This is a genomic window from Streptomyces albipurpureus (genome assembly GCF_023701525.1).
Lineage (GTDB): Bacteria > Actinomycetota > Actinomycetes > Streptomycetales > Streptomycetaceae > Streptomyces > Streptomyces albipurpureus.
In genome coordinates, this window is record NZ_JAMQAW010000026.1 from 58,656 (window position 1) to 80,810 (window position 22,155).

The 22,155-nt window shown below is 67.4% G+C and carries 13 protein-coding genes; 6 read left to right on the top strand and 7 right to left on the bottom strand.

The features are described 5' to 3' along the window. Positions 1 to 4: 4 nt before the first annotated feature. On the bottom strand, positions 5 to 937 hold the full coding sequence (locus NBG84_RS21295) for a branched-chain amino acid ABC transporter permease (protein ID WP_250921144.1): 933 nt from the start codon (positions 935 to 937) through the stop codon (positions 5 to 7). Between the two features lie 105 nt (positions 938 to 1,042). Then, a complete protein-coding gene (locus tag NBG84_RS21300) occupies positions 1,043 to 2,275 on the bottom strand; it encodes a branched-chain amino acid ABC transporter substrate-binding protein (RefSeq protein WP_250921145.1) in 1,233 nt (410 codons plus the stop codon). A gap of 1,209 nt (positions 2,276 to 3,484) precedes the next feature. On the opposite strand from NBG84_RS21300, the gene NBG84_RS21305 reads away from it, so the two are divergent. Continuing rightward, a complete protein-coding gene (locus NBG84_RS21305) occupies positions 3,485 to 4,099 on the top strand; it encodes a MauE/DoxX family redox-associated membrane protein (protein ID WP_250921230.1) in 615 nt (204 codons plus the stop codon). A 270-nt stretch (positions 4,100 to 4,369) separates the two neighbouring features. On the opposite strand, the gene NBG84_RS21310 is transcribed toward NBG84_RS21305, so the two are convergent. Beyond that, positions 4,370 to 4,858 carry a PaaI family thioesterase gene (locus NBG84_RS21310; protein WP_250921146.1) on the bottom strand — a complete coding sequence of 163 codons (489 nt, stop codon included), beginning with the start codon at positions 4,856 to 4,858 and terminating at the stop codon, positions 4,370 to 4,372. Positions 4,859 to 5,120: 262 nt separating this feature from the next. On the opposite strand from NBG84_RS21310, the gene NBG84_RS21315 reads away from it, so the two are divergent. Further along, positions 5,121 to 6,320 (top strand): IS701 family transposase, encoded by a 1,200-nt coding sequence (locus NBG84_RS21315; RefSeq protein WP_250921147.1) that lies wholly within the window; start codon positions 5,121 to 5,123, stop codon positions 6,318 to 6,320. Between the two features lie 117 nt (positions 6,321 to 6,437). Here NBG84_RS21315 and NBG84_RS21320 read toward each other — a convergent pair whose 3' ends face one another. After that, positions 6,438 to 8,711 (bottom strand): FdhF/YdeP family oxidoreductase, encoded by a 2,274-nt coding sequence (locus NBG84_RS21320; RefSeq protein ID WP_250921148.1) that lies wholly within the window; start codon positions 8,709 to 8,711, stop codon positions 6,438 to 6,440. A gap of 245 nt (positions 8,712 to 8,956) precedes the next feature. Between NBG84_RS21320 and polA the strand changes: the two genes are divergently transcribed. Continuing rightward, on the top strand, positions 8,957 to 11,668 hold the full coding sequence (gene polA, locus NBG84_RS21325) for a DNA polymerase I (protein ID WP_250921149.1): 2,712 nt from the start codon (positions 8,957 to 8,959) through the stop codon (positions 11,666 to 11,668). A gap of 331 nt (positions 11,669 to 11,999) precedes the next feature. Here polA and NBG84_RS21330 read toward each other — a convergent pair whose 3' ends face one another. After that, positions 12,000 to 12,806: a DUF4184 family protein gene (locus tag NBG84_RS21330; RefSeq protein ID WP_250921150.1), complete on the bottom strand. Its 807-nt coding sequence runs from the start codon at positions 12,804 to 12,806 to the stop codon at positions 12,000 to 12,002. 222 nt (positions 12,807 to 13,028) lie between these two features. On the opposite strand from NBG84_RS21330, the gene NBG84_RS21335 reads away from it, so the two are divergent. Further along, positions 13,029 to 14,849, top strand: a complete 1,821-nt coding sequence (locus tag NBG84_RS21335) for a lytic transglycosylase domain-containing protein (protein ID WP_250921151.1) — start codon at positions 13,029 to 13,031, stop codon at positions 14,847 to 14,849. 365 nt (positions 14,850 to 15,214) lie between these two features. On the opposite strand, the gene hrpB is transcribed toward NBG84_RS21335, so the two are convergent. After that, entirely contained in the window at positions 15,215 to 17,854 is a 2,640-nt protein-coding gene (hrpB, locus tag NBG84_RS21340) for an ATP-dependent helicase HrpB (RefSeq protein ID WP_250921152.1), read from the bottom strand. 394 nt (positions 17,855 to 18,248) lie between these two features. Beyond that, positions 18,249 to 19,151, bottom strand: a complete 903-nt coding sequence (locus tag NBG84_RS21345) for a class I SAM-dependent methyltransferase (protein ID WP_250921231.1) — start codon at positions 19,149 to 19,151, stop codon at positions 18,249 to 18,251. A 379-nt stretch (positions 19,152 to 19,530) separates the two neighbouring features. Here NBG84_RS21345 and rpsA point away from each other — a divergent pair, with 379 nt between their 5' ends. After that, complete coding sequence (gene rpsA, locus NBG84_RS21350; protein ID WP_250921153.1) at positions 19,531 to 21,021, top strand: 30S ribosomal protein S1; 1,491 nt, start codon at positions 19,531 to 19,533, stop codon at positions 21,019 to 21,021. A gap of 186 nt (positions 21,022 to 21,207) precedes the next feature. Beyond that, entirely contained in the window at positions 21,208 to 22,146 is a 939-nt protein-coding gene (locus NBG84_RS21355) for a PAC2 family protein (RefSeq protein WP_250921154.1), read from the top strand. Positions 22,147 to 22,155 lie beyond the last annotated feature (9 nt).

The window sequence follows — 22,155 nt, forward strand, 5'->3', positions numbered from 1 at the left end:
GCTCTCACGCCCGATCCGCGACGCGCTCGCCGAGCAGGCCCTGCGGCCTGACGAGAAGCACGACGATGAGGAGTACAAACGCCCAGACGTTGGCCCAGGCGCCGCCACCGAGCTGCTGCATACCGGGGATCTCTTCGATGTAGGCGATCGACAGCGCCTCAGCGAGGCCGAGGACGACTCCGCCGACCATCGCTCCGTAGATGTTGCCGATGCCTCCGAGGACCGCGGCGGTGAACGCCTTCAGCCCGAGGATGAAGCCCATCTCAAACTGGATCTGACCCTTGTCCAGGCCGTACACCACCGCGGCGATCGCGGCGAACGCGGCACCGATGGCGAATGCCATCACGATGATCCGGTCCGTGTTGATGCCCATCAGCTTGGCCGTGTCCGGGTCCTGCGCGGTGGCCTGCATGGCGCGTCCATTGCGGCTCTTGGAGACGAAGAGCCCGAGCGCGAGCATGCAGAGCGGGGCGAGGACCAGCACGAAGGCGTCAGCGCGCTGGATGATCAGATTGTCCAGGATCTTGAAGGACTCACCGGTGAACTCCGGGAAACTTCTTGCCTTCTTCGCGTCCGGGTACCAGCCCCAGACCAGCTGCTGGAGCACGATCGACAGTCCGATCGCGGTGATCAGTGGGGCGAGCCGGGGCGCGCCTCGCAGTGGCCGATACGCGAATCTCTCCGCTAGTACGGCGACGCCGACGGAGGCTATCGCGCCACCTATGATCATGAGCGGAATCGCCACGAACAGGGAGATTCCGCTGGGGAGCCCTATATAGGTGGTGAGGGCGCCAAACCCCCCGATCATAAAGATCTCGCCATGGGCGAAGTTAATGAGCTGGACGATGCCGTAAACCATGGTGTACCCGATGGCGATGAGGCCATAGAGGGCACCCAGGGCAAGGCCATTGGCCAGCTGTTGCGGCAGTTCGTTCACCGCAGAGCCTCCGATGTCCGATGAGCGTGTCGGATATGACTCCGCGCGAGGGTGCTGTTTGCACCCTCGCGCGGCTGGTTCAGTGCTGCGGGGCAGTGCCGTGGGTCAGTCCTTGAACGTTTCGCTCTTGACGTCGGTCCACTTGCCGCCCTTGACGGAGTAGACGGTGAGCTGCTTGTTCGTGGTGTCGCCGAACTCATCGAAGGAGACCTTGCCGGTCACACCGTCGAAGGTCACCTTCGACATGGCCTCGGTGACCTTGGCGCGGGCGTCCTCCGGCAGCTTGCCGTCGTTGGCTGCCACGACGGCCTTGACGGCCTCGATGATGGCCCAACCGGCGTCGTAGGAGTAGCCGCCGTACGCCGCGTACGGGTCCTTGTAGCCGCCCGCCGCGTAGTCCGTGATGAACTTCTTCGCCGTTTCGAGCTTCTCGACCGGGAAGCCGACGGAGGTCGCGAGGTCACCCTCGTTGGACTCGCCGGAGGCGCTGATGAACGCGGGGTCGTAGATGCCGTCACCACCCATGGTGGGAATCTTCGCGCCGGTCTTCTTGATCTGGTCCGCGAGCAGGCCCGCCTCGGGGTACTGGCCACCGAAGTAGACCGAGTCCGCGCCGGAGGACTTGACCTTGTCGGCGGTGCTGGAGAAGTCGGTCTCCTTCACCGTGACGTGGTCGGTGCCCGCGACGGCACCGCCGAGGCGCTTGAACTCCTCCGCGAAGATCGCCGCGAGTCCGGCACCGTAGGTCTGCTTGTCGTCAACGACGTAGACCTTCTTCTTCTTGGCGTCGTTGTAGAGGTACTGGGCGGCGAACTTGCCCTGGATGACGTCCGTGGTGGCGGTGCGGAAGTATGTCTTGAAGGTGCGCTTCTTCTCGCCCTTGCCCCAGTTGTCGCCCTGTGACAGCGACGGGTTGGTGTTGGCCGGCGAGACCTGGGTCAGATTGGCCTTGTCGAATTCGCCCTGCATGGACTGGGCGACACCCGAGTTCAGCGGGCCGACGACGCCTATGACGTCCTTGTTGCCCACGAGCTTGGTGGCGTTTGCCTGACCGGAGGCGGGAATCGCCTGGTCATCGAGTGCTTCGATCTTGAATTCCACGCCGGGCACCGCATTGGTCTTGTTCGCGGTCTTGGCGGCGAGGTCCACCGAGTTCTTGATTCCCTGGCCGAGTGCGGACAGTGAACCCGTCAGCGGAGCGTCGACACCGATGATCACAGTGGTTTTTTTGCCACTGTCGGACTTCTTGTTGTCGTCGTCGCGCGATCCGCAGGCGGTGAGGGTAAGCGCTCCCGTGGTGACCACGGCGGTGAGTATGAGCAAGGAACGGTTTCGCACGAATAAGTCCTTTCCCTGGCGCGGCCCCTCCCCTGAAGGGCCGTTTCGTCGCCGAGCCGTACGGGCGTACACGTGTCGCGCTGACATTGCGCTCGGCGGCGCGGTGACTGGCCGTGACTCTAAGGGCAGGTGGATGGGTGGGTCAGTACGGAGGTCAGGATGTGACTCTCTTGTTATGCCGCGGTCAAATATCGGTGAGGTGGGGCGCTACGGATCAGTCATACGCCCCGCCAAACCTCGACCGCATCCTGAGAACGCCCAGTTCCACTAAGGGGCTTGAGGCGATATTGGTGCTGACTGCACGCATTCGGCTCCAGGGGTCTCCAGGGGCGTGCGGCAGGTAAGCGCGATCCGAGTGGACGGCTGGACTCCGCTTGGATTTTAGCTACGGAGAGTAAGTGTCAACGAGAGGCGGCTATCCGTCATATCCGGCTTGCCGCCGACTTCCGGCCCTGGCTCAACCGGGGCGGGGGAGGTGTGCGAGGTGCGGGTGGCTGCTGCTGCGTCTCCCTCGGGGTCGCGGAGCTGATGGGGCGTCTCTCCCTCTAGCGCGGAGTGCGCCAGTTCTCTGAACTGCCCGTCGCGCCACGTCGCGCTGTGCACTCCCGTCTGGCGCGGACATCGATCAACTCAAGTGCTCTCTCGCGACCTTGATGCAATTCCGTCGCCCGGGCGGCTGCCAGCAGATCCTCGTGGATTTCGTACTGCTCGTTGGACAGGCCCTTCTGCTCCCAGTCGAGCCCTGCCCATTTGCTGCCCTTGAGCGACTCTTTGGCCCAATACGATATGAGAGTTGCGCATATATCGGCAGGTGAGGACTTTCGGGGTGCGAGGGGTGAGGCGCCCTCGCCTTCGGGTTGAGGCCCTGGTGAACACCCGATGAAGGTGAGAATGAGGAGAAGTGCACCCAGGGCGAATCCGGCCGAATCGTGCCGTGAGATCCCCATGCTGGACACGCTATTCCGTCACGTTCGGTAACTCAATGGCGACGAATTTCCGGGGTGCCGGTGGATTGGCGAACGGGCCGGTCTATCGTTCCGGCGTGCCGCGCTGGCCACCTGGTGATCTTTACCGCGCGGTTTCGCGCCTTACGGCGGATCACGCAGGAGAGGGCACCATGATCGACTTCAAGCGATTCCCGCGGCCGGAAAGTCGGCGGACCGGCAGGGAACGGGCGGCGCAGTTGGGGCGGCAGGGGGCTCGATGATGATGTATATCGCCTTAAGCTGTCGCATTCTGCTCTTCGGGGTATTTCTGACCGCACTGGCCGGGAAGGTACATCGAAAGGCCGCTTTCGATGAGTTCACCACCTCAATACGGGACATGAGGCTTTTCTCCCCTAAGGTCGCGGGGATTGTCGCCGTTGCGGTGGCCGTAGGGGAGTTGGCCGCCCTGGTGCTGCTCGCCCTCCCAGCCACCGCGTCGATCGGACTTGCCCTGGCGGCGCTCCTGCTACTGGGCTTCACCGCGGGCATGGGGGCGGCGCTGCGCCGGGGGAGGCGTACTCCATGCCGTTGCTTCGGGGCCTCGGTGACCCCGCTGGGGCCGGTCCACCTGGTGCGGAATCTGGTTCTGGCCGCAGTGGGAGCCACCGGGGCGGCGGCCGTGGCCATCGGCGGTGGCGCCGGCTGGCCTCCCCATCCGGGCGGTGCGGCCATAGCCGCCACCGCCGCACTGGTCGCCGTGATCCTGGTGGTGCGCCTCGACGATCTGGTCGCCCTGTTCTCACTCGCCCCGGCCCCGGCCACTCGGGCCACCCCGCTGAGCCAAGCGCGGTCAGTGCCGCCTGCATCGGCGAAGGGCCAGTCCCGTACGCGGAGATGAGCCGGGCTGACGCCCTGGGCGGGCGGTTGGCGAGGTGCCCTGTCCCACCGGGCCCAGCGGCAGGAACTCCGATGCGCCTCCCGCCCGACCGCTGTTGTGCGTGAGCGGCGGCGCCCAGGGCTGGAGCACCGACCGAGGTGCGGGGGTTCGGCGCGGTAGGGGGCGGCGTCCTACGGTCGGACCCGTGGGCCTCCCGGTCCTGTTGACGCGCCGCTGTCCGGAGAGTCCCCGGACCGGTGACGCCCCACTGCGCAGTGGGCCCCGGTTCTGCTACGCGCCGCTGCGCATCGCGTCCGCCTCGCCAGGGCGTAGATCCCGCAGCATGCAGGTCAGCCGAGCGGTGCAGACCCGTCGGTCCTGCTCATCGGTGATGACGATCTCGTAGGTGGCCGTCGACCGGCCGCGGTGCACCGGCGTCGCCACCCCCTTGACGAGTCCGGAGCGGACCCCCCGGTGGTGGGTGCAATTGAGATCCACCCCGACGGCGATCTTGCTGCTGCCGCCGTGCAGCATCGCACCGATGGAACCGAGCGTCTCCGCGAGCACGGCGGACGCACCGCCGTGCAGCAGCCCATAAGGCTGGGTGTTCCCCTCGACGGGCATGGTGCCGATGATCCGCTCCGGCGCCGCCTCGACGACCTGGATGCCCATGCGGTTGCCCAGATTCCCCGCGGAGAAGAGCGCCAGGAGATCCACACCGAGCGCGGCGTACTCGTCGATGACCTCTTGCGGGAACTTCACGGCTTGGTGCTCGCCCATGGGGACCGGCTCCGATCTGAGTGGGTGCGTGCTGTGTGCACCGTCTTATCAGATGGCTGAGCAAACGCTTAGCGCCCAGGTCACATTCTGCCCCCGCTGGCCATGCCATCAGCGGGGGCCACCAGCACCGCTTCGCCGACCGGGACACCACTGGCGCGGCCTCGCACCTGCTCACTGATCCAGCCTGATCCAAACGACAGACCCTAGTAGTGCTTTGTTAGGTGGCCTTGTCAGGTTTGGTGTCTGGTAGTTCGCTGGTTGTATGAGGGCTGGGGAGCTTGCTGGGTGTCGGGGCCGGTTGGAGGATTTCGCCGGTGAGGTGTTCGCGCCGCTGGTCAGGCGGGATCAGCGGGCGAAGGGCCTGCTGTATCTGCGGGGTCTGCTGTTGGACGGTCGGCGGAAGTCGATGCAGCCCATGGCCGGGCGCCTTGGTGTCGATCATCAGCAGTTGCAGCAGTTCATGACCTCTTCGACCTGGCCGGTCCAGGACGTGCGGGCCCATCTGGCGTGGAGGGCGGTCCGCGTGGTGCGTCCGCAGGTATGGGTGGTGGACGACACCGGCTTCCCCAAGGACGGGATCTCCTCGCCGGGGGTGGCTCGGCAGTACTCGGGCACCCTGGGGAAAGTCGGCAACTGCCAGATCGGGGTCAGTATCCATGCCGCCTCCGACGCGGCCTCGTGTCCGTTGTCGTGGCGGCTGTTCCTGCCCGCCGTGTGGGACGGTCCGGATGCGGCGGCCCGGCGAGCGGCCTGCCGCATCCCTGAGAGTGAGCATCACCGCCCGAAGTGGCGGCTCGCGCTGGAGGAACTGGCCGGCACCGGGCTGAGGCCGGCGGTACTCGTCGCTGACACCGGCTACGGCGCGAACGCGGACTTCCGGCACGGTTTGGAAGCCCGTGGCCTTGCCCATGTCCTGCAGGCCAAGGGCGAGATGACCGCCCACCCCGCGACCGCCGAGCCGCATCAGCCCGCCTACGGCGGGCTCGGACCCCGACCCCTGCCCCGCTACCGCACCCGTCCGGTCTCCTTACGCGACCACGTCATCACCGCAGGCCGCCACCAGGGCCAGGCAGTGACCTGGCGCAAGGGCTCCAGGGCCGCGATGAGCTCGCACTTCGTACTCCTGCGGGTCCGTCTCGCAGGACGGCGTCCCAAGCCCACCGACGACGGCACGATCCCTCCCACCTGGTTGATCGCCCAGTGGCCCGATGGCGAATCAGAGCCGGTCAAGTACTGGATTTCGAACCTGCCGGAGACCATCCCGGCGAAGGATCTGGTCCGCCTCGCGAAGTCCCGGTGGCGCATCGAACACGACTACCACGAGCTGAAGACCGCCCTCGGGCTCGACCACTTCGAGGGACGCTCCTTCACCGGCTGGCACCGCCACGTCACCCTCGTCACCGCCGCCCATCTCTTCCTCACCGAACAGCGGATCTCCCCAAAAGCCCCTGCCAGGGCCTGACCCTCTACCAGGCCCTGGCACTCTTGCAGCACCTCATCGTCACCTGGACAGGCACCTGCCCTACCTGCCGACAACCCACCCCATGGCAGCCCTACGACACCACCTAACAAAGCACTACTAGGCCGGTTCCAACCGCACCACTACGGACTTGCTGGCCGGTGTGTTGCTGGTGTCCGCCGTAGAGTCCAGTGGCACCAGGACATTGGTCTCCGGGTAGTACGCCGCGGCGCACCCTTTGGCCGTTGGGTAGTGGACCACCCGGAAGCCGGGTGCCCTGCGCTCCACTCCGTCGCGCCACTCGCTGACGAGATCGACGTAGGAACCGTCCGCGAGATCCAACTCATCCGCGTCCCGCGGGTTCACCAGCACCACCCGCCGGCCCCCCTTGATGCCCCGATAACGGTCGTCAAGGCCATAGATCGTGGTGTTGTACTGATCGTGCGAACGCAGTGTCTGGAGCAGCAGCCTGCCCTGAGGCACCTCGGGGAACTCCACCGGTGCGGCGGTGAAGTTGGCCCTGCCCGTGGCGGTGGGGAAACGGCGCTCATCCCGCGGGGCATGGGGAAGGGTGAATCCACCAGGGCGCGCGATCTTCGCGTTGAAGTCCTCGAAGCCGGGCACCACCCGCGCGATCCGATCGCGGATCGTGCCGTAGTCCCGCTCGAACTCCTCCCACGGGGTCGCCGACTTGGCCCCCAGCACGGCGCGGGCCAGCCGCGCCACGATCGCGGGCTCCGAGAGCAGTTGCCCACTTGCCGGCGGGAGATTGCCCCGGGACGCGTGCACCATGCCCATGGAGTCCTCGACGGTCACCACCTGCCGGCCGCCGGCCTGCACATCCTTGTCCGTCCGCCCCAAGGTGGGCAGGATCAGCGCCCGGCTGCCCGTCACCGCATGAGAGCGATTGAGCTTGGTCGACACATGAACCGTCAGCCGCGCCGTGCGGATGGCGGCCTCGGTGACCTCCGTATCGGGGCTGGCCGCGACGAAGTTCCCGCCCATCGCGAAGAAGACCTTCGCCGTGCCGTCCCGCAGGGCCCTGATGGACCGTACGACATCGAGACCGTGGTGGCGGGGCGGTGCGAAGCCGAACTCCTTCTCCAGTGCGTCCAGGAACGCCGGCGCCGGGCGCTCGAAGATGCCCATGGTGCGATCGCCCTGAACGTTGGAGTGTCCCCGTACGGGGCACAGGCCCGCACCGGGGCGGCCGATATTGCCCCGCAGCAGCAGGAAGTTGACCACCTCGCGGATGGTGGCGACGGAGTGCTTGTGCTGGGTGAGTCCCATCGCCCAGCAGACGATCGTCCGCCGCGAAGCCAGCACCATGGTGAGAGCCCGCTCGATCTCGGCCCGCTCCAGGCCGGTCGCGGCGAGCGTCTCCTCCCAGTCGGCGGCCAGGGCGGCCGTGCGGAACTCCTCGTACCCATGGGTGTGCTCGGCGATGAACTCCTGATCGACCGCTTCCGCACCACTCTGCAGGACCAACTTGTTCAGGAGCCGGAACAGAGCCTGGTCGCCGCCGATACGGATCTGGAGGAAGAGGTCGTTCAACGCGACACCCTTGATCAGACCGCGCGGTGTCTGCGGGTTCTTGAATCGCTCCATACCCGCCTCGGGGAGCGGATTCACCGAGATGATCCGCGCGCCCGCGCGCTTCGCCTTCTCCAGCGCGGAGAGCATCCGAGGGTGGTTGGTGCCGGGATTCTGACCGGCGACGATGATCAGATCGGCCTGGTGCATGTCTTCGAGCGACACACTGCCCTTGCCGACCCCGATGGTCTCCGTGAGCGCCGAGCCGGAGGACTCATGGCACATGTTCGAGCAGTCGGGGAGATTGTTGGTGCCGAACTCACGGGCGAACAACTGGAGCAGGAAGGCCGCTTCATTGCTGGTGCGGCCCGAGGTGTAGAAGAGGGCTTCATCGGGCGAGGAGAGCGCGGTCAGATCCGTTGCGATGATCTCGAACGCCCGCTCCCAGCTCACCGCCTCATACCGGTCGCCACCTTCGGGCAGATAGACCGGCTCGGTGATCCGGCCCTGCTGACCCAGCCAGTAACCGCTGCGGGAGGCGAGATCCGCCAGGGGGTGCTCGGCGAAGAAGTCGGGCGTCACCCGGCGCAGGGTCGCCTCCTCGGCGACCGCCTTCGCGCCGTTCTCACAGAACTCCGCGGAATGGCGCTTGTCGCCCTCGGGCCAGGCGCATCCCGGACAGTCGAAGCCATCCTTCTGATTGACCTTGAGGAGCGTCTGCGCGGTGCGTTTCACACCCATCTGCTGCTGGGCGATCCTCAGGGTGTGTCCGATGGCGGAGAGACCGGCCGCCGCATGCTGGGGCGCGTCGATCTGCGGCGCGTCCTGAATCGGATCGCCTGCGGGAGGCTTGCCGGCCATCGTGCTCCCCTTCGAGCGCGGTCTCCACAGCTGTCGGTAGCTGTCTGTTTCCGTCCGTCCACGGCCACCAGGGGCGAGGTCGGACGAGATGGGGCGAACATATATACGTCTGAGGGACTCGTCCACTTTCGATACTGTCATGCCCCGCTGACAGCGGCCCGCGCCCACCGGTCGCGGGCTCGTCCGGGCACCGCCGGGCGGTCGCATTGCCAGTGATGTCAGTGGCACGTGGCAGGATCGTCCCCGTGGTTGAGACAGCATCGAAGAAGACTCCAGACGACAACCGTCCACGCCTGCTCCTCATGGACGGGCACTCCCTGGCGTACCGGGCGTTTTTCGCGCTGCCCGCGGAGAATTTCTCGACCGCGAGCGGCCAGACGACCAATGCCGTCTACGGCTTCGCGTCCATGCTGGCGAACACGCTGCGCGACGAAGCGCCTACGCATTTCGCCGTGGCCTTCGACGTATCGCGGAAGACCTGGCGCTCGAATGACTTCCCGGAGTACAAGGCGAACCGTTCGTCGACGCCCGACGAGTTCAAGGGGCAGGTCGAGCTGATCGGCGAGCTCCTCGACACGATGAACGCGGCGCGGTTCGCCGTCGACGGCTTCGAGGCCGACGACATCATCGCCACCTTGGCGACCGAGGCCGAGGCCGCCGGCTTCGACGTGCTGATCGTCACTGGCGACCGGGACTCCTTCCAGTTGGTCAGCGAGCACACGACCGTGCTCTATCCGACCAAGGGCGTCTCCGAGCTGACCCGCTTCACCCCGGCGAAGGTCGAGGAGAAGTACGGGCTGACCCCCACGCAGTATCCCGACTTCGCCGCCCTGCGCGGCGACCCGTCCGACAATCTCCCCGGTATCCCGGGCGTCGGCGAGAAGACAGCCACGAAGTGGATCCATCAGTTCGGCTCCTTCGCCGAACTCGTCGAGCGTGCGGACGAGGTGAAGGGCAAGGTCGGACAGTCGCTGCGGGACCATCTGGACGCGGTGAAGCTCAACCGCCATCTGACCGAGTTGGTGCGCGACGTCGAGCTGCCCAAGGCCGTCGCCGAGCTGGAGCGCGCCCCTTATGACCGGGCCGCGCTGAAGGGGTTCCTGGAAGTTCTGGAGATCCGCAACCCCAGCCTGCGGGATCGGCTGCTCGCGGTGGACCCGGGTTCGGCGGAGGAAGAGGCTCCGCCCCCCGCCGCCGGAGTGGAGCTCAACGGCTTGGTCGTGGGCGCCGGCGAACTGGCTCCCTGGCTTGAGCAGCACGGCGATCAGCCCCTCGGGATGGCCGTGGTCGCGAGCTGGGCGTTGGGCGTGGGCAGCGTCAGCGAGATCGCCCTGGCCGCCGCCGATGGAAACGCCGCGTGGTGTGACCCGACCCGTCTCGACGAGGCGGACGAGCGGGCCTTCGCCGCCTGGAGCGCGGACGAGTCCCGGCCCAAGGTGCTGCACAACGCCAAGGAAGTGCTGCGGGTGTTCCCCGAGCACGGCTGGCAGATCGCGGGCATCACCATGGACACCGCACTCGCCGCCTATCTGGTGAAACCCGGCCGCCGATCCTTCGCCCTGGACGCCCTTTCCATCGAGTACCTCCACCGTGAGCTGGCGCCTGCCGCAGCCGATGGCCAGTTGGCGTTCGGCGCGGACGACCAGGCGGAAGCCGACGCTCTGATGGCCCAGGCTCGCGCCGTCCTCGATCTGGGCGACGCCTTCGGCACCAAGCTGACCGAGGTCGGCGCCACCGAACTGCTCCACGATGTGGAGCTGCCCACCTCACTGCTGTTGGCCCGGATGGAGCGGTCCGGCATCGCCGCCGACCGAGCCCATCTGGAAGCCATGGAGCAACTCTTCGCGGGCGCCGTTCAGCAGGCGGTGAAGGAAGCCCACGCAGCCGTGGGCCATGAGTTCAACCTCGGCTCGCCCAAGCAGCTCCAAGAGGTCTTCTTCGGCGAGCTGAACCTCCCCAAGACCAAGAAGACCAAGACCGGCTACACCACCGACGCAGACGCACTGGCCTGGCTCGCCGGGCAGACCGAGCACGAGCTGCCGGTCATCATGCTGCGCCACCGCGAGCAGGCCCGGTTGCGTTCCACGGTCGAGGGGTTGATCAAGACGGTTGCGGCCGACGGCCGCGTCCACACCACGTTCAGCCAGACCGTCGCGGCGACCGGACGGCTCTCCTCCACCGATCCGAACCTTCAGAACGTGCCGGTGCGCACCGACGAGGGACGGGCCATCCGTCGCGGTTTCGTCGTCGGCGAGGGCTACGAGTCGCTGATGACGGCCGACTACAGCCAGATCGAGCTGCGGGTCATGGCCCACCTCTCCCAGGACGAGGGCTTGCTTGAGGCCTTCACCTCCGGTGAGGACCTGCACAACACCGTGGCCTCCCAGGTGTTCGGCGTGGAGACCTCCGCGGTCGATCCGGAGATGCGTCGGAAGATCAAGGCGATGTCCTACGGACTGGCCTATGGGCTCTCGGCATTCGGTCTGTCCCAGCAGCTCAACATCGAGGCGGGTGAGGCTCGCGCCCTGATGGACACCTACTTCGAGCGCTTCGGCGGAGTGCGGGACTACCTCCACCACGTCGTGGACGAGGCCAGGGCCACCGGGTACACGGCCACCATGCTCGGTCGCCGGCGCTACCTCCCCGACCTCAACAGCGACAACCGCCAGCGCCGCGAGGCCGCGGAGCGCATGGCGCTCAACGCCCCGATCCAGGGAACAGCCGCGGATATCGTCAAGATCGCCATGCTCAGAGTGGACGGGGCGCTCCAGGAGTCGAAGCTCTCCTCACGACTGCTGCTCCAGGTCCACGATGAAATCGTGCTGGAGATCTCACCGGGTGAGCGAGAGCAGGTGGAAGCGATCGTGCGCCGTGAGATGTCCACTGCCGCCTCGCTGAGCGCGCCACTGGACGTCTCGGTGGGTGTGGGCACGGACTGGGAGTCCGCAGCGCACTGATTCCGAACCATGAGCGGTGAAGGCGGGCCAGGGGAAGCCTCCCCTGGCCCGCCGCTGCGTGCCCCGGCTCGGATGGTTGGTTCCGGTGGGTTGCCTTGACTCCGATTCGAAGCGCCGCCGCCCGGGAGCGCGGAACCGTCGAGAAGCGACAACCAGACCGATGCCCGGGTGGGCACCACCGCGCTGGCGCTGTGTTGAGCCACCAAGCACGCGGGTCCGCCCAGAATGCGCCCGCTGTCGGATACGACGTTCCGTTGGGTCCGGGCGGTCAGACCCGGCTCCGGGCCGGGTGGGACTCCCGCGGCTCCGGGCCGGGTCGTACTCCCGCGTGTCAAACCCCGCCCGCCACCCTGCCCGTCAGTCGCATTCCCGCCCCGTAGAGCAGCAGCCCCGCGACCAGTCCCGCGCCGCCTCCGAAGCAGGCCGTGGGGATCAAGTCGATCGGGGAGAACGCGACCTCGGTGCGCAGATAGAGCAGTACGCACCGCTGTAGGGCTCCGATGAGCACGCAAGCGCCCAGCAGGACGCCGACGACCCGGCGCCCACGGCGGTCAAGGGAGGGAAGCGACGGGGGAGCGGACACCAGGGGCAGCCGTCGCAGCGCGGACCACAGGCATGCGCCGAGTACCGCGAGGGCGAGCGCGGAAGACCCGTACTGCACGAACTTGTGGACCCCGAAGCCCCCCACCGTTTCGTTGAGAACGGGTATCAGCCGGGTGCCCCAACGGCCTTCATGGGTGAAGGCGTCCCAGCCGATATGGGTGGCGGCACCGAGCACCGCGGAGAAGTAGAACCACATGACGGAGCGGGGATGGGGATGGAATGGGCGGCCTCGCAGCAAGAGATGGACGCGGCCCTGCCATTTCCTGGGCAGCAAGACTACCAAGGGGTCGCGCACCATCAACCAGAAGCCCACCAGCAGGGCGGTGAAAGCCACATCGACCGTGAGCAACCCCGGAAGCCCATGGGTGAACTGTCCGAAGGACATGGCGCCCGGCACCACGGAGGCCGCGAAGTAGGTCATGTCGGGCGAGAATGACCCCATGATCAGTGCCGAGGCGACCAAAGGCCCCCGCGCGGTCCCGTCTTTGGTGAGTCCCGGCAGAACCGCGGCGGCATGGCTGAGCGTGAATGGCATAGGAGGGGCCCCTGGTGATCGCGCTTGGTCGGATCTTGATTGTCAGCGCTCAGCATGAACGAAGGCCGCAGTCTGGACGCTTGGCAATGCGGAGGTGGCGACCTGGTGAAAACCGGTCAAGGCGCGGTGTCCCGGGGCCCGTAGTTGCCGTAGGGTCGCGTGGGTATTGCATTTAATCGTACTGGGGAGCGCGGGGCACCGCTTTCGGGAGGGAACAGACGTATGGCAGCGCAATTCGGCCGACGGCTGCGCAGGGGGGCGACCACCACCGCGGTCGCTGCTGCAGCTGTCGCGGCACTTTCCGCTTCTCAGGCGCCTGGAGTCACCGCCGCCGTGCCGGGTGACAGTCAGGGGCGCGGCGGCGGACAGAGCACATCCGAGGCAACGCCACCGGCAGGTACACCCGTCACCGGTAACTCCCCGTACTACACGGACCTCCCACCTCTGACCATTCCCGGCAAGCCCGCGACGTCCACGGAGCTTCCGGTGACCACCGGTCCCGCGGAAGCGGGAATCCCGGCCACCGTCCTCGCGGCCTACAAGCAGGCCGAGCAGACCATCGCCACCTCCGATCCCGGCTGCAAGGTGCCCTGGCAACTGCTCGCCGCGATCGGCAAGGTGGAGTCGGGGCAGGCCCGCGGTGGACGAGTGGATGCCAACGGCACCACTCTCTCTCCCATTCGCGGCCCGGTATTGAACGGTGTGGGCTTCGCCAACATCTCCGACACCGACAACGGTGCGCACGACGGGGACACGGTCTACGACCGTGCGGTCGGCCCTATGCAGTTCATCCCCTCCACCTGGGCGACATGGGGACAGGACGCCAACAGCGACGGGCTCAAAGACCCCAACAACATCTATGACGCAGCCTTGGCCGCGGGGCGATACCTCTGCGCGGGCAACAGGGACTTGACGGTCCAGAGCGACCTTGGCAGGGCCATCCTGGGCTACAACCAGTCCCGGGAGTATCTACGTACGGTTCTGTCCTGGTTCGAGTACTACAAGAGTGGTTCGCACGAGGTTCCCGACGGCGAGGGAGTCCTGCCCGAGGCGGGGACCCCGGACAGCCCGGCGACGGGTTCCGGCTCGATACCGGGGGGCGCTGCGCCGGGTGGAACCACTCCGGCCACTTCGCCCCCCAGCACCCAGAAGCCGGACCCCAAGCCGCCGAAGGGCCCCGGCGGGGGCACGGACACGCCACCCACCACACCGGGTTCCAAGCCGCCCCAGCCTCCCAACCCGCCGACGAAGCCCAACCCGAAGCCGCCCACACCGCCCGCCCAGTCACCCGTCACCCGGGTCGAGGACGCTGGTACCGGCAAGCTGACCGCTGCCGCCGGGCGGGACTTCGGGGAGAAGGTCACCGTTCGGGTGAAGAACGCTGCGGGCCAGGCGGTCGAGGGCAAAGAGGTGCGCTTTGAGATCGTCGGTGATACCGATGCGCGCTTCCATGGCGGAAGGACCAGCGTCGTCCGCGTCAGCGGCGCCAACGGCATCGCCGTTTCCCCCCTCTTGAAGGCCGGCGAGAAGACGGGAGCGTTCACGGTCTGGGCCAGTGTCGTGGGGCGCGAACTCAAGCCCGTCGCCTTCTCCGCCACAGTCACCGCGCCGGTGGCCGACAAGCTCACCCGGGTCGGAGACAGCCTCCTGACCGCCGCTCCCGGAGCCGAGTTCGCGGATCGTGTCGCGGTCAAGACCGCCTATCAGGGTGCGGACGCCTCCGGGGTGGCGATCACCGCGACGATGATCAAGTCTGCTGAGGGAACCGAACCGGTCGAGAACGGCCAGGGCCCCTACTTCAAGGACGCTGCGGGCAAGCCAGTTCGCGCACTCACCGCGCTCACCACCGACTCGAACGGAGTGCTGACCCTGCCGAAGATCTTCGCGGACGATCAGAGCGGCACCTTCCTGCTGCGACTGACCGCGGCCGGTGGTGTCAGCATCACCATCGAGCTTCAGGTCGCCCCGGCTTCTTCGCCCTCCGCTTCACCTACGCCGTCCCAGTCCCAGTCGCCGAGCCCGACGGAAAGCCCTACGGGCTGACCTCCAGCTGCCCTGTCGAACACTGCCCCTCCACCGCGGCCCGGTCGAGGGGCAGTGAAGTCGGCGGGCCATGAAGTCGGGGTGAAGTTGACGGGCCGTGATGCCGACGGGCAGCGAAGTCGAGGTGGGTGAAGTCGGAGGGCCGTGAAGCCGAGGGGTCGTGAAGCGATCTCTCTTGTGGCCCGGCTGGGGTCCTGCCGGCGCCAGGCTCTGAGAACTGATGAAGCACTGGGCGCCCCTTTGGGAAGCGCGCCCTCGAAGGCCAACGATGAGCGCCCTCGTCGCTACCACCTCAAGTCGGTCGATGCCTTCGGCGCTGTCCTCGCTGTCCCCGCCGTCCTCGCTGCCGTCCTCGTGGGCGAGCCCTACCGCGACCGGGCCTCGCCCGAGGACGCCCCGTTGTGACGGGCCTTGGTATGGCGGCTCGGCGCGGCGACCGAAGGGTCTTCCGGCCAGGGATGCTTGGGGTAGCGCCCGCGCAGTTCGGCTCGCACAGCTCGATACCCCTGCTCCCAGAAGGAAGCCAGATCCGCGGTGACCGCGGCCGGTCGGCCCGCCGGTGAGAGGAGATGCACCAGCACCGGCACTCCAGCGACCTTCGGCGTCTCCCGCAACCCGAAGAGCTCCTGCAGCTTCACCGCGAGCACGGGCTGCTCCCCGCCGTAATCCACCCGTATCCGTGAGCCGCTCGGTACTTCGATCCGCTCAGGTGCGAGCTCGTCCAGCCGGGCCGCCGCTCCGTCAGTCCATGGCATCAGCCGCCGCAGCGCCTGCCCTGCTGAGATCCGTCCCAGGTCCGACCGGCGCCTGGCCCGGGACAACTCCGGCTCCAGCCACTCATCACCACGCTCCAGCAGGGCCGGGTCGCTCATGGCCGGCCAGGGCGCACCCAACTCCCGGTGGAGAAAGGCCAGCCGTCGCCTCAGCTCTTCAGCCTCGCGTGACCAGTGCAGCAGCCCCAGGCCTTCCCGGCGCAACCCATCGAGCAACGCCTCACGAACGAGACCGGGCCGCGGGCTCCGCAACGCTTGCACGGACAGTTCGATGGCACCCAGGCGCCGAACCTTCCGGGCCACCACATCGTTGTCTTCCCAGAGCACTTCCTCCCTTGAGTCAAGGAGATGCGCGGCAGCCTTCAGCGCGGTCGCCTCATCCACAACAGCCGCGATTCGTACCCGGGCGGACGCGGCGGACGCCGGCCGGTCCGCCACCGCGATGGCGATCCAGGACACATCGCTGAGCCCTGAACCCTCCCGGACTTCGGCCGCGGTACCCGAAGCCATCAAGAAGCTCCGCTTCCCCCGGGCCCTCGCCACCCGCTCGGGAAACGCGAGCGAGGTGATCAGTCCGACCACGGCGTCGTCAGCCGTGGCGTTGATCGAACCGGTCGGCGTGACGGGCGCGCCCGACACCGCGCTACTTCCCGACCCCGCCGATCTGGCGGAAACACGAGAGGCCGAAGGCGCGGTGGACGGCGCGGGCGGGGTGGACAAGGACGACGCCAGCCTTTTGGTCTCCGTCCGCCAACGTGTGGAGTAGCCATCCCCACCACGGCGAGCCGTGCGCCAGGCCGCTGCCAGATCATCTCCGTACTCCCGTGGCGGTTCCTCGCTCAGCAGGGCGACCACCTCCGCCGCCGAGCGCTCACCCACGGCGGGTGCACCGTCGAGCAGCGCCCGGGCCAGCCGCGGGTGCAGTCCCAGCCGGGACATTCGGACCCCCCGCTCGGTCGCGCGACCAGCCCCGTCCACCGCCCCGATAGCCATGAGAACGTCCCGTGCCGCAGCCATCGCCCCGGCCGGAGGCGCATCCAGCAGTGCCAGGCCGGCGGCGGAGGGATCTCCCCAGCAGGAGACGCGGAGCGCGAAGGAGGCCAGGTCCGCGGTTTTGATCTCGGGCGAAGGGAACCGCGGGCGCCGTCCGTCATCGGCCTCCGCCCAGCAGCGGTAGACCACGCCGGATGCTTCGCGTCCCGCTCGACCGAGTCGCTGGGTGGCGCCCGCCACCGATACCGGGATGGTCGCCAGCGAGCCGAGCCCACGCGCGTGGTCCATCCGGGGCTCACGTGCCAGCCCCGAGTCGACGACGACGCGCACCCCGGGCACCGTCAGACTCGACTCGGCAACGGAGGTGGTCAGCACGACGCGTCGGTGGCCACTGCTGCCGCGTAGCACCGCGTCCTGGATCGCTGCGGGCGCCCGCCCGTGCAACTGCAGGACCTCCGCGTCCACCCCGTCCAGCATTCCGGAGACACGTGCAATCTCCCCGGTGCCCGGGAGGAAGCACAGGACATCCCCTTCATGCTGCTCCAGGGCCAGCCGGACCGTCGCCGCGACATGGCGCAGCAGGGCCGGGTCCACCCAGGTGCCGTGGGCCGGTCGGATACCGGCGGGCGGAGATACGAAGCGAACCCCTACCCCAAAGCCCTGGCCCCGGCTGTGGACGACCGGTGCCGGCCCGGAGCCGTCCAGAACCGTGAGCAGATCCGCCCACGCCTTGGTGTCACCGGTGGCGGAGGCCGCGATCAGCTTCAGCTCCGGCCGCAGTGTCGCCCGTACATCCACCAGGAACGCCAACGCCGTATCCGCGTCCAGATGACGCTCATGGCATTCGTCCATGAGCACCGCGTCCACACCCGACAGTTCGGGGTCTCGTTGGAGACGCTGGAGCAGTACGCCGGTGGTGACTACTTCGATGCGCGTCGAAGGTCCGACCTTCCGCTGCCCACGCACCGTAAAGCCGACCGCGTCACCCGGCTGCTGGCCCAGCAGCCACGCCATCCTCTGTGCGGCCGCCCGCACCGCCATCCTGCGCGGTTCGGCAACCAGCACCCGCCGTCTCGGCCCGGTGCCGACCAGACCGGCCAGGACCAGGGGCACCAGCGTCGTCTTGCCCGTACCGGGCGGGGAGTGCAGAACCGCGGCGCCGCGGTCGTCGAGAGCGGCGAGCAGCTCGGGGACGGCGTCACGGACCGGGAGGCGGTCGAGTGCGTCGGTTCGGATCATGCGCTCAGTGTCATCTCTCTGGGCGGCCGCTGCTGCGACTCATCCACAGGACCCATGGTGTCATCGGCTTGTATGACGAATCGGGCCCTGTCTTTGGCCTCCGAGGCGGCCGGTCCGCATGCGAGCCGCCCAGTCCCGAAGCGCGGCGGGGTGATTCCGCGGCCAATCGAGGGAAGCGGAACCCGCCTCAGCGCGACCGACCACCGATCACCGACCACCGATCACCGACCACCGATCACCGATCACCGACCACCGACCACCGACCACCGATCACCGATCACCGACCACCGACCACCGACCACCGACCACCGACCGACGTCGGCGGTGGCGGCTCAGCCGTGCCGCCTCGCTCCGGAGCGGCCTGACCCGATCAGCCCCGGGGGAGGGTGCCAGCTCAGTCCCGCTCGCAGACGAAGATCGCAGTTCCCGGGATCAGGCTGCCGCGTAGCGGAGACCAACCTCCCCACTCCTGGCTGTTCCAGGCCGGCCACTCCGGTTCCACCAAGTCCACCAGGCGGAAACCGCTGGCCACCACGTCCCGTACGCGGTCCCCGATCGTGCGGTGGTGCTCCACATATACCGCGCGTCCCTGTTCGTCCTGCTCCACGTACGGAGTGCGGTCGAAGTAGGAGGCGCTGATGCTCAGCCCTTCCGGACCCGGCTCGTCCGGGAAAGCCCAGCGGATGGGATGCGTAACGGAGAAGACCCAGCGGCCCCCCGGCCGGAGCACCCGGTGCACCTCGGCGAACACCTGCACCGGATCGGCGACGAAGGGCACCGCCCCATAGGCGGAACACGCCAGGTCGAAGGAGTCGGCGCGAAAGGGCAGCGCGCCGGCGTCCGCCTCCACGAGGCTCGGGGCGACGTCCGATGGCGTCTCCCCTTCGATCCGCAGGGCGTGCTGGAGCTGGCGGTGCGAGAGGTCCAGTGCCACCGGATGTGCGCCCTGCGCGGCCAGCCAGCGCGAGCACTGCGCCGCGCCGGCCCCGATCTCCAGGACGTCCATGCCCTTCAGGGACTCCGCGGGGCCCAGCAGCCTGGCCTCTGTCTCGTCGAGCCCCTCGGGCCCCCAGACGAAGCGGTCGTCCCCGAGGAACGAGCCGTGCTCGCTCTGGTACTCATCGGCGTTCCGGTCCCACCAGTGGCGGTTCGCCTGGCTGCTCTCCGTGGAGCCGGCGTCACGGCGGGTCGCCTCCGGCTCGGGATTCCCGACCTCGGCGGGATCAGCCAGTTCGGCGGGCCGGAGAGACGCCGCGGGGGTTGCGGATTGGGCGGGGCCTTGGGGATGCTGGATCATCTTCACCGTCGTTGTAGTTTGCGTTCAGCGCGACTGATGACGGCCATGGTGGCCTCCGCAAACTTTAGTTGTGCCAGGTATGCGGTGTTCCGCCCCGGGTGTGCGCCTTCGCGCATTGACCGGCTCCGGCTGCCCCCGTATGCTACAAGTTGCGCTGCGGGCCTGCGTGCCTCAGACAGAGCAGGCCGCGCTCGCATCTGTATGTATGTCCCTCGGTTCACGAGGCACCTCCATGCGGGTTTTCTCCGGAGTCTTCTGACTTCGTGGGTGACCTTGTGGGTGGGTGCTTCCTAAGCTGTCTGGCTTATGCAGCTGCGATACGGGCTCACGGCGTGGCATTACCTACGACTTCAATGTCCGCACCGGAGCCTTTTCCCACATGACGAGCAGCACCGAGACCACCGCCACTCCGCAGGTAGCGGTCAACGACATCGGTAACGAGGAAGCCTTCCTCGCCGCGATCGACGAGACGATCAAGTACTTCAACGACGGCGACATCGTCGACGGCGTCATCGTGAAGGTCGACCGGGACGAGGTCCTGCTCGACATCGGTTATAAGACCGAAGGTGTGATCCCGAGCCGCGAGCTCTCGATCAAGCACGATGTTGACCCCAATGAGGTTGTCAAGGTCGGCGACGAGATCGAGGCCCTTGTTCTCCAGAAGGAGGACAAGGAAGGCCGCCTGATCCTCTCGAAGAAGCGCGCCCAGTACGAGCGTGCCTGGGGCACCATCGAGAAGATCAAGGAAGAAGACGGGATCGTTACCGGTACCGTCATCGAGGTCGTCAAGGGTGGTCTCATCCTCGACATCGGCCTCCGTGGCTTCCTCCCGGCCTCCCTGGTCGAGATGCGCCGCGTCCGCGACCTCCAGCCGTACGTTGGCAAGGAGCTTGAGGCCAAGATCATCGAGCTGGACAAGAACCGCAACAACGTGGTTCTGTCCCGCCGTGCCTGGCTGGAGCAGACCCAGTCCGAGGTCCGCCAGACGTTCCTCACCACCCTTCAGAAGGGGCAGGTCCGCTCCGGCGTCGTGTCCTCGATCGTCAACTTCGGTGCCTTCGTGGACCTGGGTGGCGTCGACGGCCTGGTTCACGTCTCCGAGCTCTCCTGGAAGCACATCGACCACCCCTCCGAGGTTGTCGAGGTCGGCCAGGAAGTCACCGTCGAGGTTCTCGACGTCGACATGGACCGCGAGCGTGTCTCCCTGTCGCTCAAGGCGACGCAGGAAGACCCGTGGCAGCAGTTCGCCCGCACCCACCAGATTGGCCAGGTCGTTCCCGGCAAGGTCACCAAGCTGGTTCCGTTCGGTGCGTTCGTTCGCGTCGACGAGGGCATCGAGGGTCTGGTCCACATCTCCGAGCTGGCCGAGCGCCACGTGGAGATCCCGGAGCAGGTCGTCCAGGTCAACGACGAGATCTTCGTCAAGGTCATCGACATCGACCTTGAGCGTCGTCGCATCAGCCTCTCGCTGAAGCAGGCCAACGAGTCCTTCGGCTCTGACCCGGCCTCGGTCGAGTTCGACCCGACGCTGTACGGCATGGCCGCGTCGTACGACGACCAGGGGAACTACATCTACCCCGAGGGCTTCGACCCGGAGACCAACGACTGGCTGCCGGAGTTCGACACCCAGCGCGAGGCCTGGGAGACCCAGTACGCCGAGGCGCAGCAGCGCTTCGAGCAGCACCAGGCTCAGGTCATCAAGTCCCGCGAGGCCGACGAGGCCGCTGCTGCCGAGGGTGGCCCCGCCGCTCCGGCCGCCGCGCCCGCCAGCGGTTCCTACTCCTCGGAGTCGGACGACAACTCCGGCGCCCTGGCGTCGGACGAGGCGCTCGCCGCCCTGCGTGAGAAGCTGGCCGGAGGCCAGAGCTGACACCGCTTGGCATCTGCTGAGGGATAGCTGAACAGCGAGGCCCGCTCCTTTGGGAGCGGGCCTCGTCGTCTTTTCACCGGATCTTCCTCAAGAACCGCTCCGTAGCTGGAGTGTTCGGGCCCCTGTGGGGAATGCCCGTGCCAGACCGTGTGTTCTTGTCTACGAAGACGAGGAGGAGCGGTAATCGTGCTTGATCCGCAGGGATTGTACGAATGGGAGCCCAAGGGCCTCGCAGTCGTCGATATGGCGCTTGCGCAGGACTCGGCTGGTCTGGTCATGCTGTACCACTTCGACGGATACATCGATGCGGGGGAGACCGGTGACCAGATCGTCGGCAACATCCTTGACACGCTGCCTCACCAGGTCGTCGCCCGTTTCGACCACGACAAGTTGGTGGACTACCGGGCTCGCCGCCCGCTGCTGACCTTCCGGCGCGACCGTTGGACCGCGTACGAGACTCCGACCATCGAGGTGAGCCTTGTCCAGGACGCCACGGGTGCGCCGTTCCTGTTGCTCGCGGGCCCCGAGCCGGACGTGGAGTGGGAGCGGTTCGCGGCTGCCGTCGCACAGATCGTCGAGCGCCTGGGCGTGCGTCTGTCGGTCAACTTCCATGGCATCCCCATGGGCGTTCCCCACACCCGCCCGGTTGGCATCACACCGCACGGCAACCGCACGGACCTGATGCCCGGCCACCGCAGCCCCTTCGATGAGGCGCAGGTACCGGGGAGCGCCGAATCGCTCGTGGAGTTCCGTCTCATGGAAGCCGGTCACGATGTGCTGGGCGTCGCCGCCCATGTTCCGCACTATGTCGCCCGCTCGTCCTATCCCGACGCGGCATTGACCGCGCTGGAGGCGATCACCGCCGCCACCGGACTGGTACTGCCGGGCGTCGCTCACACACTGCGCACCGAGGCTCATCGCACCCAGAACGAGATCGAGCGCCAGATCGGTGAAGGCGACGAGGAACTGGTCGTACTGGTCCAGGGCCTTGAGCACCAGTACGACGCCATGGCCGGAGCCGACACCCGAGGCAACCTCGTCGCGGAGCCCGTGGACCTTCCGTCCGCGGACGAGATCGGTCTTGAATTCGAACGTTTCCTCGCCGAGAGGGAAGGCGACAGCTGAGGGCCGTCC